We start from the raw sequence: 13,580 nt of genomic DNA on the forward strand, positions 1-13,580 counted from the left end.
GCACACACCTGTGATAACCACGCTGGTGAAGGGTGTACCCACGCCCGAACATCTCGCCAGGGTGCAGAGCACCCTGCCTGCCAACGGCACCGCCCCGTTGAAGATCGCGATGGTGGCGCCGCCCTACTTCGACGTGCCACCGGCCGCGTACGGGGGGATCGAGGCGGTTCTCGCAGACCTGTCCAACGCGCTGGTCGACCTGGGGCACCGGGTGACCGTGATCGGCGCCGGTCGGGATGGCACGAAAGCAAGGTTCTGGCAGGTGTGGGAACGGGCCGTGCCGGAACGGCTGGGTGAGCCCGGACCCGAGATCATCTACGCCACGCTCACCCGCCGGGTGGTGGAGAGCATGGCCGCCGCGGGCGAGGTCGACGTGGTCCACGACCACACCTTCGCCGGGCCGCTCAACGCCCCCGCGTACGACGCGATGGGCCTGCCCACGATCGCCACGGTGCACGGTCCGGTCGACTCGGAGCTGCGTGGCTACTACCAGACCCTGGACCGAGACCTGTCCCTGGTCGGCATCAGCCAGCGGCAGCGCTCGCTGGCCCCGGAGCTGAACTGGATCGGGGTCGTGCACAACGGGCTGCGCCCGCAGGACTGGCCGTTCCAGCGGGAGAAGAAGGACTACGCGCTGTTCCTGGGCCGTTTCAACGCCGACAAGGGCGCGCACACCGCGGTGCTCGCGGCGCACGAGGCGGGGCTGCCGCTGATCCTGGCCGGCAAGTGTGCCGAACCGGCGGAGAAGAAGTACTACGCCGAGCAGGTCGAGCCGCTGCTCGGGCCGAACGACCAGATGATCGGCATCGCCGACGCGACACTCAAGCGTGAGTTGCTGGCAAATGCCCGCTGTCTGCTGTTTCCTGTGCAGTGGGAGGAACCTTTCGGCATGGTGATGATCGAGGCGATGGTCTGCGGCACGCCCGTGGTGGCGCTGCGCGGCGGTGCGGTGCCCGAGGTGGTGGAGCACGGCGTGAGCGGCTTCATCTGCGAGGACCCGACCGAGCTGCCGGCGGCTCTGCGGGCGGCGTCGGAACTGGACCCGGCGGAGTGCCGCGAGCAGGTGGTGCGGCGCTTCAGCGACCAGCGCATGGCGGTCGGCTACGTGCAGGCGTACCGGACCGCGCTGGCGGAGCGGCGTGGGCCGCGCACGTCGGGCCGCAACGGGCACTCGGCGGTCCGTGCCGGACGGCTGACCACGGCGGGTGAGCGGTGACGAATCCCGCACCGCTCAACGCAGGCGACCCGCAGCCGATCGGCCAGGGTCAGGTCACCATCGTCGAAGGCACCACGTTCAGCATCTGCGCGCCCAACGGGGACATGGACCCGGGGGGCGCGCAGGGCCTGTTCTTCCGGGACACCCGGATCATCTCGCGCTGGCAGCTGCGCATCGACGGGCAGCCTCCGCAGCCGCTGTCGGTGGCCGACACCGACACGTTCGCGTCGCGGTTCATGCTGCGGCGCGCGCCGGCGGCGGGGCACGCCGACAGCACGCTGCTGGTGGTGCGACAGCGCGTGGTGGGCGAGGGCATGCGCGAGGTCGTCACGCTGACCAACGTCGGCCGCGAGGCCACCCTGGTGCACCTGGAACTGCACGTCGACGCCGACTTCGCCGACCTGTTCGCGGTCAAGGAGGGCCATGCGGCCGGCTCGGCGACGCACGCCCAGGCCAGCGGGGTCAACCTGGTGTTCAGCCGGCCCGACAATTCGCGCGGCCTGCTCGTGCACGCCACCGGCGAGCCCATCAGCAGCCACAACGGGCTGAGCTGGCAGGTGGTCATCCCGGCCCGCGACGAGTGGCGCACCGAGATCATCGTGCATCCGGTGGTGGAGAGCCGCCGCATCGAGCCGCGCTTCCGCGAGCACCTGACGCCTGAGGAGGCCGAGGAGCACTCGTGGCGCCGCCAGGTCACCTCGATCCGGACCCAGCACGAGGGGCTGGGTCTGGTGCTGCGGCGCAGCGTGCGCGACCTCGACGCGCTGCGCATCGCCGCGGGCGAGGACTCCGCGCACACCTTCGTGGCCGCGGGCGCGCCCTGGTTCATGACCCTGTTCGGCCGCGACAGCCTGCTCACCTCGTGGATGGCGCTGCCGCTGGACCCGTCGCTGGCCGTCGGCACGCTGTACACGCTGGCCGCGCTGCAGGGCCGCCAGGTCGACCCGTGCAACGAGGAGGAGCCGGGGCGCATCCTGCACGAGCTGCGGCTCGGCCCGCAGAGCACGTCCGCGCTGGGCGGGATGCACTACTACGGCACGATCGACGCCAGCCCGCTGTTCGTGGCGCTGCTCGGCGAGGCCTGGAAGTGGGGCGCGGCCGAGTCCGACGTGCGGGCGCTGCTGCCGGCCGCCGACGCGGTGCTGGCGTGGATGGACGGCTTCGGCGACCGGGACGGCGACGGGTTCATCGAATACCAGCGCGCCACCGACCGTGGCCTGTTCAACCAGGGATGGAAGGACAGCTGGGACGGGATCAACGACGCGGCGGGCCAGCTCGCCGAGCCGCCGGTCGCGCTGGCCGAGGTGCAGGGGTACGCCTATGCCGCGTGGCTGGCCCGCGCGGACCTGGCCGACGCGTTCGGTGAGACGGCGCTGGCCGAGTCCTGCCGGGCGCGGGCCGACAAGCTGCGCTCGCTGTTCGCCGAGGCGTTCTGGCTGCCCGACGACGGCTATTTCGCGATCGCGCTGGACGGGCGCAAGCGCCGCATGGACGCCATGTCCAGCAATCCCGGGCACTGCCTGTGGACCGGCATCGTCACCGACGAGCACGCCGCGCAGCTGATCGCGCGGCTGTCCGAGCCGGACATGGACAGCGGGTACGGGCTGCGCACGCTGTCGGACCGGATGGGCGCGTACAACCCGATGAGCTACCACAACGGGTCGGTGTGGCCGCATGACACCGCGCTGTGCGTGGCCGGGCTGATGCGGTACGCCCACATCCCCGGCGCGGTCGAGCTGGCCCACCGGCTCACCGACGGCCTGCTGCGGGCCGCGATGTCGTTCGGCGGGCGGCTGCCCGAGCTGTTCTGCGGCTTCCCGGCGGACCGCTACCGCCCGCCGGTGCCGTATCCGACCTCGTGCTCGCCGCAGGCGTGGGCCAGCGGGGCGCCGCTGCTGATCGTGCGCGCGTTCCTCGGCCTGGACCTGGACGTGCCCAAGCGCAGACTGGTGCTGCGGCCGCGGCTGCCGCAGGAGTGGGGCACCGTGACGGTGGACCGGCTGCCGTTCGCCGGGTCGCTGCTGAAGATCGCGGCGTCGGGCACCGATGCCCAGGTGCACGGCCTGCCCGAACCCTCCACTGTGATCAACTGAGATTCCCGGCGGCTCAGGTCAGTCCCTGCGCGGCCAGGGTCTGGCGCAGGTGCTGCAGGCAGCGGGCGAGCAGGCGGGACACGTGCATCTGGGACAGGCCGAGCCGCTGGGCGATCTCGGCCTGGGTCAGGTCGGCGGCGAAGCGCAGCGCCAGGATGTGCCGGTCGCGGGGCGACAGCCCGGCCACCGCGCGTCCGATGGCGTGGCGATCGGGCAGCGACTCCAGCCGCCGGTCCTGCTCGCCGAGCAGCTCGCCCAGTTCGGCGAAGCCGCTGCCGCTGCGCACCACGCTGTTGAGCGAGCCGATGGCATACGCATGCGCGCATTCCAGCCCGTCCCGGATGTCGTTCTCGTCCCGGCCCAGGAACGTGGCCAGGTCGCCGATGTCGGGGGTGCGCTGCAGGGACTGGCACAGCTGCGGCACCGCTCGGCTGATCTCCAGGTGCAGTTCCTGCAGGTGGCGGTGCACTCGCAGCGCCCAGCCGCGGTCGCGGAAGTGCCGGCGCAGCTCGCCGAGCATGGTCGGGGCGGCGAAGTGTTCGAACCGGACGCCGTGGCTGCTGTCGTAGCGGTCCACCGACTTGATCAGCCCCAGCAGCGCGACCTGGACCAGGTCGTCGGGGTCCTCGCCGCGGAAGCTGAACCGCCGGGCCAGCCGCCGGGCCAGCGGCATGCCGGCGCGGATGACGGCGGCCCGGGCCCGCTCCCGTGCGGGGTCGTCCGCCGGGATGCGGTGCAGCCTGGCCAGCGCCACCGACACGCGGCGGTCGCGCTCGGCGGTCCACGCCTCACCGGCGAGCTCCGTGGAGCCCAGCACGGCATCGATCCTCAACGCGTCCGCATGGGTGCTCATCGCCGCCATCCGCCGGTCATGCCGGTCGCGCCGCTCTGCGCGGCATCGGGTCACCGGCCTTCAGCAGTCAGACTCACTAAGCGGATTTTAGCGACATGTCAGCTTCGGTGGCCGGGGTTGCCGGCTTTCTAGGGCGCGGCAACCTCGCCACCTCCGCCTGCACCGCGGTGCCGTACGCGCAGATCTCGATCCACGACTCGGTGATCGGGCGGTGGTCGAACCGCATGGCCAGCACGGCGTTCGCGCCCATCCGCGACGCGACGCGCGCCATGCGGTCGACGGCCTCCAGGCGGCACTCGGTCAGCATGTGGATGCGCACGTCCATGCTCACCCCGGTGCCGTCCAGGGGCGACTTGAAGCCCTCGCTGTAGGCGCTCAGCGTGCGCGCCGACAGGCCCAGCACCTCGCCGTACACGGCCCGGATCACGTGACCTGGCAGCTGGTCGGTGGTCACCACCAGCACGCCCCCGCGGTTGACGACATCACGCATGAACACCACCTCCTGAACGTCCGATAAGAGTGGTATGTCCATCGTGAATGAAAACGTAATCATTCGGTACTCATTTACCACCTTTTTGTGTTAATGAGGCAGACGGGGCATCGTCCGTACGGCGTGCGACCATCGCGTCATGCCGCTGACGCCGATCATCGCCACCCTCGCCTACGTGCTGTCCCCCGACGGGGACAGCGTGCTGCTGCTGCACCGCGACAAGCGGCCCGACGACATCCACTTCGGAAAGCACGTCGGCCTGGGCGGGCGGGTCGAGCGCGACGAGGACGTGCTGACCGGCGTGAAACGCGAGGTCCAGGAGGAGTCGGGGCTCATCGCCCGGCGGCTGTCGCTGCGCGGCACGGTCTCCTGGCCGGGCTTCGGCCGCCGCGGCGAGGACTGGTTCGGGTTCGTGTTCCGGGTCGACGAGTTCGACGGCGAGCCGCACCAGGGCAACCACGAGGGCACCCTGGGCTGGGTGCCCCGCGAGCGCCTGTACGACGTGCCGATGTGGGCCAGCGACCGCGAGTGGCTGCCGATGGTCTTCGACGACGACCCGCGTCCGTTCCACGGCGTCATGCCCTACCGCGACGGCGAGATGGTGAGCTGGAGTTACGTGCGCTGACGGCGGAGCGGATACGCGGATCGGTCAATATATCGACCGCTGTATGCGCTACTGCCTAGAGTGTGCTCACCGCGTCCGGGACGGGGGTGCGGTCGCGGGGAAGCGGTGATGGCCCGGCCATCCCACGCTGGCAGCGCGAGCTGCCTACGGAGGGTGCGGGAGGGCCGGGCCATCATCGGCGAGGAAGACCTCGATTGCCTGCTCCTGCGACTTGCCGTACTGGTTGAACAGCCGGGACGCCTCGGCCCGGCAGCGCGCCGCCGCCGCGCGGTCGCCGGCGGCCTGCTGCACCTTGGCGATCTGTCGCAGCGCCGCGCCCTGCCGACCGTAGTCGTCGATGTCGCGGGCCCGGCGCAGCGCCGTCTGCGTGTCCGAGCGGGCCAGGTCGGGGCGCCGGACGCGCAGGTGGATCTCCGAGCGGACCAGGGTCATGTCCACGAAGTACGCGCCGTCACTCTGCTCGTCGGCCATCGCGATGCTGCGCCGGCAGTAGCTCAGGGCCCGCCGGTGGTCGCCGGCCTTGGCGTGCAGCAGGGCCAGGACGCCCACCGCCATCATGGCGTGGACGGTCCCCTGCTCGCCGCGGACCAGTTCGAGGCTGCGGTGCACGGTGGCGATGGCCTCGTCGACCCGGTCCTGGGAGGTGAGCACCTCGCAGGCGTTGAGCAGCACCAGCGCTCGCAGCTTGGTCGCGCCGAGGCCGGCGAGCGCGTCATGGCTGTCCTGGAAGTGGCGCAGTGCCAGGTCCGGCTCGCCCGTGCGGCTGGCCAGGATGCCCAGGCTGTTCGTCACCGCCGCGATGCCGTCGAGGTCGTCATGCGCCCGCCAGAGCGCCAGCGCCCGCTCCAGCGACTCCCGCGACTCGGCGTAGCGCCGACGGAAGTAGAACGCCTGGCCGCGCATGTTGTGCGCGATGGCCGCCGAGTGCGGGTCGTCGGAACTGTGCAGCCGCAGGGCCAGCGCGGCGAGCCGATCGACCTCGTCGGGCGTGCGCCGCAGCAGGTAGAGGCTCGTTGCGCGCAGCAACTGCGCCGGATACCGCCGGTCCACGGGGGTCGCCTCGCCGGCCTGTGTGGCGACCGCGGCGGCGGCGGCCAGCTCGGCGTCGAGCCAGCTGCTCGCCTCCGCCAGCGTGCTGATCGGCACCAGGCCGGTGCCCTCTGGGCCCTGCAGCGCGGCGTCGACGGGCCGGACCATGCCCACGACCTGCTGCAGAGCCCGGTGTGCGGTGCCCACGTAGTACACGAACAGTTGGTGCAGCGCCTGGGCCCGCTCCTGCGGCGGATCGTCGTGCAGCGCGCACTCGGCCGCGTAGAGGCGCAGCAGGTCGTGCAGCTGGACGCGGCCCGCCGACATGTCCACCAGGCGCGCCTCGACGAGCCGGTCCAGCGCGGAGGCGGCGACGGCGCGCGTCTGGCCGAGCAGCGCCGCCATCGCGGTGACGCTCAGGTGCGGTGCGCGGGCCAGGCCCGCCATCCGGAACGCGCGCGCGGCCGGCGCGTCCAGGGCCCGGTAGCTGGCCTGGAAGCAGGAGCGTACGGCCATGTCGTCGGTGTGCAGCTCGTCGAGCCGGCCGCGTTCGTCGACCAGCCGCTCGACGAGGTCCGCCGCTGACCAGTCCGGCCGGGCGTCGAGCCGGGCCGCGGCGATGCGCAGCGCCAGCGGCAGTCGCCCGCACAGGGCCGCGAGCTGCTGCGCGGCGCGGGCGTCGGCGCGGCTGCCGAGCAGCCGCAGCGCGTCGGCCTCGTCGAGCACGTCCAGAGGCAGCAGCGCGGCGGAGTCCAGCGAGGTGAGCGCGCGGCGGCTGGTGACCAGCACCAGGCAGCCGGGGGTGCCGGGCAGCAGCGGGCGCACCTGTGCGGCGTCCACGGCGTTGTCGAGCAGCACCAGCAGGCGCCGCCCGGCCAGCCGGGTGCGGAACATCGCGCCCGCCTCGGCGGCGTCGGCCGGGGTGTCGCCGTCGGGTGTGCCGAGCGCCCGCAGGAACCGGTGGAGCACGTCGCCGGGGTCCAGCGGGGTGAGCCGGGGGTTGGAGCCCTGCAGGTCGAGATAAAGCTGGCCGTCGGGATAGTCCTCGGCGAGGGTGTGGGCGAGCCGGATCGCCAGCGCGGACTTGCCCACCCCGCCGGGACCGTGGATGTTGCGCACCCCGGCGGTGGCGCCGCTCATCTCGGCGAGTTCACGCTCGCGCCCGACCAGGTCGGCGGGGTTCGGCGGCAGCTGGCGGGGCCGCACGGCGGAGTTCGCGGGTTTCGGGGCGAGCGCCGGGTCGCGGCGCAGCACCGCGGCCTGGACCTCGCGCAGCGCGTCGCCCGGTTCCAGGCCGAGCTGTTCGGCGAGCGCCTGCCGGGCCTGCTGGTAGACGTCGAGTGCGGCGGCGGCGTCGCCGCCGGTGTACAGCACCCGCATGAGCTGGCCGTAGGCGCGTTCGCGGGTGGGGTGCCCGGCGATGTGCTCGCGCAGTGGCGTGACCAGCGCGATGTCCTCGCCTGCCAGCAGCCTCGCTTCGAACAGGTCCTCGGTGCGGGCGGTGCGCAGCTCGTCGAGCGCGGTCGCGCGGGCGGCCAGCGCCGGGCCGACCGGGACGTCGGCCAGTGCCGGACCGGTCCAGCAGGCCAGCGCCTTGCCCAGCCGCGTCACGGCGTCGTGGACCCGGCCCTCGGCGAGCGCCGCGGTGCCCTCGTCGGCCAGCGCCTCCCAGACCGACACGTCGTACTCGCCGGGCGCGACGTGCAGCCGGTATCCGCCGGGTGTGGTGGCCAGCCGGTCGGGGTCGATGTCCGCGGCGGCCAGGGCGCGGCGCAGCGCGAGGGCGTACGAGCGCAGGTTGGCCACAGCCGAGCGGGGCGGTTGGTCGCCCCACAGTTCATCGGTGAGCCGTTCCAGGCTGACCACCCGGCCGGCGTCGAGCAGCAGCACCGCCAGCATGCACCGGACTTTGGGCACGGGGACGCCGCCCGGGTTCCCGCCCCGGCCGAGGGCCACCGGCCCCAGCAGCCGGAACAAGATTGACACCGTGCCTCCCCGCGGACGCTTGCCGGCGTACAGACTACGATCCGCTGACGGCGGTTCACTCACGTTCCCGTCACTCGGTACGCAACGCCACGACCGGGTCGAGCCGGCCGGCCCGCTGCGCGGGCACCACGCCGAACACGATGCCCACCGCGCAGCTGACACCGAACGCCAGCGCGATCGACCACCAGGTCAGCGCCGCGGGCACCGGGCTCAGCGCGGCCGTGGCCAGCGACGCGCCGACGCCGAAGGCGATGCCGAGCAGGCCGCCGATGGTGGTCAGCAGCACCGCCTCCAGCAGGAACTGCAGCCCGATGTCGCGCGGCCGCGCGCCCAGCGCCATGCGCAGCCCGATCTCGCGGGTGCGTTCGCGTACCGAGACCAGCATGATGTTGGACACGCCGACCCCGCCGACCAGCAGTGAGATGCCCGCGATCGCGGCCAGCACGGCGGTCAGCACGCCCAGGATGTCGCCGAGCACGCCGAGGATCTGCTCCTGCGTGACGGCGCTGAACTCCTCGTCGGGGTGGCGGCGGTGCAGCTCGGCGACGATGTCGCGGCCCAGCCGGTCGATGGTCTGCGCGTCGGGCGCCTTGACCGCGAACGCGTCCACCCGCTTGGTCGCGAGCAATCGCTGCGCCGTGGACAGCGGGATGTGCACCTCGTTGTCGCGGTCCACGCCCAGGCTCTGCCCCAGCGGGGCGAACACCCCGATCACCCGGAACCGCACCCCGGCGATGGTGACCTGCTGTCCGACCGGGTCCCGTTCGCCGAAGAGGGTCCTGGCCACGGAACTGCCGAGCACCGCGACGCGGCGTCCGGTCTCCACGTCGGTGCGGGTCAGGTATGCCCCGCTGCGCACGTCGCGCAGGAACACCTTCGGGGTCGTCTCCAGCACGCCGAGCAGGCTGGTGAACACCTGTTCGTTGCCGGCGCGCACGTTCTCGCCGGAGGTCAGTGACACGGCGACCCGGTCGCGGTCACCGGCGATGCGGATGATCGCGTCCAGATCGGACTGGTCGAGCCGGGAGACGGCCGGGGCGGCATTGAGGCTGACCTGCCCGGGGACGACCAGCAGCAGGTTCGAGCCGAGCCCTTCGACCTGGGCCTGCACCTCGTTCTTGGTGCCGGTGCCCAGCGCCACCAGGATGACCACCGCGCCGACGCCGATCACCATGCCGAGCATGGTCAGTCCGCTGCGCATCCGGTTGGCCCGCAGCGCGTCCAGAGCCACCCGCCATGCTTCCGCGAGCCTCATCGCCGGTCCTCCCCGGCGTCGGTGGGCGTGCCGTGGCCGCCTGCGGGACCCGCGTGGTCGGCCCGCGCGGCGTCCGGTGCGCCGGCCGATGCGGTCCGGTCGACGACGGCGGTGTCGGCGACGATGCGACCGTCGCGCATGGTGATCTGGCGGCGGGCCCGCGCGGCGACCTCGCGGTCGTGCGTCACCAGCACCACCGCCACGCCCTCGGCGGTGTTGAGCTGCTCCAGCAGTTCCAGCACCGCCGCGCCGGTGGCCTGGTCGAGGTTGCCGGTCGGTTCGTCGGCCAGCAGCACGACGGGCTCGGTGACCAGTGCCCGCGCGATCGCCACGCGCTGCTGCTCGCCGCCGGAGAGCTGGTTGGGCCGGTGCCCGATGCGGTGGCCGAGCCCCACGCGTTCCAGCATCTGCGCGGCCCGCTCGCGGCGTTCGCGCGCGCCCATCCCGCGGTAGACCAGCGGCAGCGCCACGTTGTCCAGCGCGCTGGTGCGCGACAGCAGGTGGAACGACTGGAAGACGAAACCGATGGTCGCGTTGCGCAGGTGCGCCATCTCCGCCGCGGTCAGCCCGGCCACGTCGCGCCCGCCGATGCGCAGCCTGCCCGACGTCGGCTGGTCCAGGCCGCCGAGCAGGTGCATCAGGGTGGACTTGCCCGAGCCCGACGGTCCGACGAGAGCCACGTGCTCGCCGTGCCCGATGGACAGGCTCACCCCGCGCAGCGCCGGCACGCTCACCCCGTCCAGGGCGTACGTGCGGGCCACGTCGATCGCCTCGATCGCGGCGTCGGAGGTCACGGCAGGGTCGCCCCCTCGGTGACGCGGTCCACGCCGCGTACCACGATCCGCTCGCCCTCGCGCAGCCCGTCGGTGATCTGCAGGGTGTCCATCCCGGACGCGCCGACCACGACCGTGCGCCGCTGCGCCTTGCCGTCCGCGCCGCGCACCCAGACGCTGTCGCGGCCTTCGCCGGTGAACACGGCCGCGGCGGGCACCGCGGTCACGTCGGCGGCCTCGCGCACCTTCAGCCGCGCCACCGCGCTCATGCCGGGCCGCGGCGTCGGCGCACCCGACGGCGTCTCCAGCGTCAGGTGCACCCGGTAGGCCACCGCGCCGCGGCTGTTCGGCGTCGGCAGCACGTCGACCGCGCCGACCCGGGCCGGATACCGCACCCCGGGCGCGGCGTCGAGCTCCACCTCGGCGGTGATCCCGGTGCGCACCAGCAGGATGTCGGTCTCGTCGACGTCGGCGACGATGCCGAGCACGCTCGTGTCGACCACGGTGACGATCGCGGAGCCGGCGCTGACCGGAGCCCCCACGGCCGGGGCCGCGGCGACCCCGGCGGGCGCCGCGACCGGACCCGTCACCCCGGCGGGCGCGCCGGTGCCCAGGCCGCCGAGCAGGCTGCTCAGGTCCGGGCCGGCCGCGGCGGACGAGGTGCCGCCCAGCTGCACCACCCCGGCGATGGGGGCGCGCAGGGTCAGTGCGTCCACGCTCGCCTTCGCCAGGTCGTACGCCTGCTGGGCCTGCAGCCGCTGCGCCGAACCCAGCGCCTGCATCGCCGAGCCGAGCGACGCCACGCCGCGCTGCACCGCGGCGGCGGCCGCGGCCACGCCGGCCGACGCCTGCCGGTAGCCGGCCTCGGCGGCGGTGACGTGGGCGAGCAGCGCGTCCCTGGTCGACGGGTCGGCGACCTGCTCGGCGGCGGCACGGGCGTGGTCGAACGCCTCGCGGGCCGATGCGTCGAGCTTGCGCCGTGCGGCCGACAGGTCGACCCGCACCGTGCCGCCGCCGGAGCGCTTCGACGCGTCCAGGGCCTGCTTGGCCTGGCGCAGCCGGGTGCGGGTGGCGGGGGAGTCGATCACGGCCAGCAGCTGGCCCTTGGCGACCTGCTGGCCCGGCGTGACGACGAGACCGGCCAGGGTGCCCTCGGCGGGCGCGGTGACGGTCGCGGCGGCGCGGGCGGTGACCGAGGCGGGGGCGTCGACGACCTCGCTGACGGTGGACCGGCCGACCTCGGCCACGGTCACGTCGGCGGTGTCCTCGCAGGACGCCGCGGTCAGCGAGGTCAGCAGGAGCACCGTGCCGAGGGCGAGCGCGGGTCGTGCGGTGCTGCGAAGGGGGGTGCGCACCTGCGCGAGCCTATCCAGGATGGTCAACCCGTGGCCATCCGGGCGCTGCCGTGACGTCACCCGATGTGGCAGTCTCATCGCGGAGGTGCGCGATGGCGACAGACGACACGACGCAGGACGAGGCCAAGCAGACGGCCCCGGCGCAGCGGCGCCCGGAAGTGGACCCGGGCACGCCGGACGCGCAGGCGGCCCGCCGAAACCGGCACGTGTTCGTCGTCGGTTTCCTGGGCGGCCTCGGTCTGATGAGCGCGATCGTGCTCACCTGGGCGGTGCGTGAGACGCTGTCGGTGCTGCTGCTGATGCTCGCCGCGCTGTTCCTGGCGATCGGCCTGCACCCGGCCGTGGCGTGGCTGCAGCGGCGCGGGCTGCCGCGCGGCCTCGCGGTCACGATCGTCGCGCTGGCCGTGGTGCTGGTCGCGTGCGGCGGCCTGGGCGCGCTGGCGCCACCGCTGGTCACCCAGACCGGTGAACTGATCGAGAACCTGCCCGCCTACCTCGACGGGCTCAACCGCAACCCGCAGGTGGCCGACTTCAACCAGCGGTTCGACGTGATCGACCGGCTGAAGGACGCCGCCACCAACGAGAACATCACCAAGGCCCTCGGCGGGGCGCTGGGCGGCGTGCAGGCCGTGTTCGGCGTCATCTTCAACGTGCTCACCGTGTTCATCCTCACCATCTACTTCCTGGCCGCGTGGACCCGGCTCAAGGAGGGCTTCTACAAGCTGTTCCCGGCCTCGCGCCGGGACACCGCCCGCGAGATCGGCGACGAGATCTTCGAGAAGATCGGCGCTTACCTGCTCGGTTCGCTGGGGATCGCGTTCGTCGCCGGGGTGAGCACGTTCGTGTTCCTGCTGATCGTCGGGGTGTCGTACGCGTTCGCGCTGGCGATGGTGGTCGCGGTGTGCGACCTGATCCCGCAGATCGGCGCGACGCTGGGCGCGGTCGTGGTGGTCATCGCAGGGTTCGCGCACTCGCCGACGGCCGGCATCGCCTGCGTCGTCTTCTTCATCCTGTACCAGCAGCTGGAGAACTGGGTCATCGCGCCGCGGGTGCTGCGGCGCTCGGTCGACGTGTCCGACCTGGCCGTGATCCTGTCCGCGCTGATCGGCGCGGTGCTGCTCGGCGCGCTCGGCGCGCTGATCGCGATCCCGGTGGTCACGGGCGTGCAGCTGACCATGCGGAAGATCGCGATGCCGCACCTGGACCGTATCTGAGGGCGCGGGCGGCGGGGACGGAAGGCCGACACACCACCACTTCCATGTATGGGGTATGACTGTCGGCATGCAACCCGACGGCAACCTCCCCTCCGCTGTGTCCACAGTCGACGGTGCCGATCCGCTGGCCAAGCTGATCGACTCGGCGCGCGGCTGGCACGGCGTACAACTCGGCGTGCTCGGCTTCATCGGCTTCTGCGGCGTGCTGAAGATGGGCGCGGAAGCGCCCGGCCCCGACTGGCTGCAGTGGCTGGCCACCGGCGGCTCGGTCGGCGCGTTCGCCACCGCGCTGTGGTCGATCGTCATGGTCGGCAAGGTGGCCTGGCCGACCGGCGACCCCGCCGCGCCCGCCGACCCGGCCGAGATGAGCGGTCAGCTGCGCTCCGGCATCCGCACCACCATCGTCTCGGTGGCGCTGATGGCGTTCGCCGGCCTGTCCGCCTGGTGGCCCACCGAGCAGGCGCCGTCCGTCGAGGTCAGCCTCGGCAACGGCGGCAAGGCCTGCGGCCAGGTCGCCGAGGGCGCCCCGGCGGGCGCCATGTGGCTCAACACCGCCGCGGGCGAGACCCTGGAGGTCCACCTCACCACGGTCGCCAACGTCCGCCCCGTCGCCTCCTGCTGACCCTCGCGCAACTCTTGAAGACTCGCGCCTTCGCCCAGCGGCTGAGGGCGCGAGTCTTCAAGAGTTGCC

At 73.0% G+C, this 13,580-nt stretch carries 11 protein-coding genes; 5 read left to right on the top strand and 6 right to left on the bottom strand.

Translation table 11 applies throughout. The features are described 5' to 3' along the window. Positions 1-25: 25 nt before the first annotated feature. Both F9C41_RS34845 and F9C41_RS34850 read left to right on the top strand, forming a co-directional pair. On the top strand, positions 26-1,216 hold the full coding sequence (locus tag F9C41_RS34845) for a glycosyltransferase family 4 protein (protein WP_230690230.1): 1,191 nt from the start codon (positions 26-28) through the stop codon (positions 1,214-1,216). Next, entirely contained in the window at positions 1,213-3,309 is a 2,097-nt protein-coding gene (locus tag F9C41_RS34850) for an amylo-alpha-1,6-glucosidase (protein ID WP_155391099.1), read from the top strand. The genes F9C41_RS34845 and F9C41_RS34850 overlap by 4 nt, the downstream gene beginning before the upstream one ends. A gap of 13 nt (positions 3,310-3,322) precedes the next feature. Here the strand turns inward: F9C41_RS34850 and F9C41_RS34855 are convergent, their stop codons facing one another. After that, positions 3,323-4,162 (bottom strand): SigB/SigF/SigG family RNA polymerase sigma factor, encoded by an 840-nt coding sequence (locus F9C41_RS34855; protein WP_196280080.1) that lies wholly within the window; start codon positions 4,160-4,162, stop codon positions 3,323-3,325. A 76-nt stretch (positions 4,163-4,238) separates the two neighbouring features. Beyond that, positions 4,239-4,652: a YbjQ family protein gene (locus F9C41_RS34860; protein ID WP_196280081.1), complete on the bottom strand. Its 414-nt coding sequence runs from the start codon at positions 4,650-4,652 to the stop codon at positions 4,239-4,241. 139 nt (positions 4,653-4,791) lie between these two features. Here F9C41_RS34860 and F9C41_RS34865 point away from each other — a divergent pair, with 139 nt between their 5' ends. Next, on the top strand, positions 4,792-5,277 hold the full coding sequence (locus tag F9C41_RS34865; RefSeq protein WP_155391102.1) for an NUDIX hydrolase: 486 nt from the start codon (positions 4,792-4,794) through the stop codon (positions 5,275-5,277). Between the two features lie 144 nt (positions 5,278-5,421). On the opposite strand, the gene F9C41_RS34870 is transcribed toward F9C41_RS34865, so the two are convergent. The 4 genes from F9C41_RS34870 to F9C41_RS34885 all read right to left on the bottom strand — a co-directional run bounded on the left by F9C41_RS34870 (position 5,422) and on the right by F9C41_RS34885 (position 11,753). After that, positions 5,422-8,292 carry an AfsR/SARP family transcriptional regulator gene (locus F9C41_RS34870; RefSeq protein ID WP_155391103.1) on the bottom strand — a complete coding sequence of 957 codons (2,871 nt, stop codon included), beginning with the start codon at positions 8,290-8,292 and terminating at the stop codon, positions 5,422-5,424. Positions 8,293-8,362: 70 nt separating this feature from the next. Further along, a complete protein-coding gene (locus F9C41_RS34875) occupies positions 8,363-9,547 on the bottom strand; it encodes an ABC transporter permease (RefSeq protein ID WP_155391104.1) in 1,185 nt (394 codons plus the stop codon). Beyond that, positions 9,544-10,341: an ABC transporter ATP-binding protein gene (locus F9C41_RS34880; RefSeq protein WP_155391105.1), complete on the bottom strand. Its 798-nt coding sequence runs from the start codon at positions 10,339-10,341 to the stop codon at positions 9,544-9,546. The genes F9C41_RS34875 and F9C41_RS34880 overlap by 4 nt, the downstream gene beginning before the upstream one ends. Then, on the bottom strand, positions 10,338-11,753 hold the full coding sequence (locus F9C41_RS34885) for an efflux RND transporter periplasmic adaptor subunit (protein ID WP_196280082.1): 1,416 nt from the start codon (positions 11,751-11,753) through the stop codon (positions 10,338-10,340). Before F9C41_RS34885 ends, F9C41_RS34880 begins: the two co-directional genes overlap by 4 nt. 14 nt (positions 11,754-11,767) lie before the next feature. On the opposite strand from F9C41_RS34885, the gene F9C41_RS34890 reads away from it, so the two are divergent. Then, a complete protein-coding gene (locus F9C41_RS34890) occupies positions 11,768-12,889 on the top strand; it encodes an AI-2E family transporter (RefSeq protein WP_155391106.1) in 1,122 nt (373 codons plus the stop codon). Positions 12,890-12,986: 97 nt separating this feature from the next. Further along, complete coding sequence (locus tag F9C41_RS34895) at positions 12,987-13,511, top strand: hypothetical protein (RefSeq protein WP_155391107.1); 525 nt, start codon at positions 12,987-12,989, stop codon at positions 13,509-13,511. The last annotated feature ends 69 nt before the right edge of the window (positions 13,512-13,580 follow it).

The sequence above is a fragment of the Catellatospora paridis genome (assembly GCF_009720365.1).
GTDB classification, from domain to species: Bacteria; Actinomycetota; Actinomycetes; order Mycobacteriales; family Micromonosporaceae; genus Catellatospora; species Catellatospora paridis.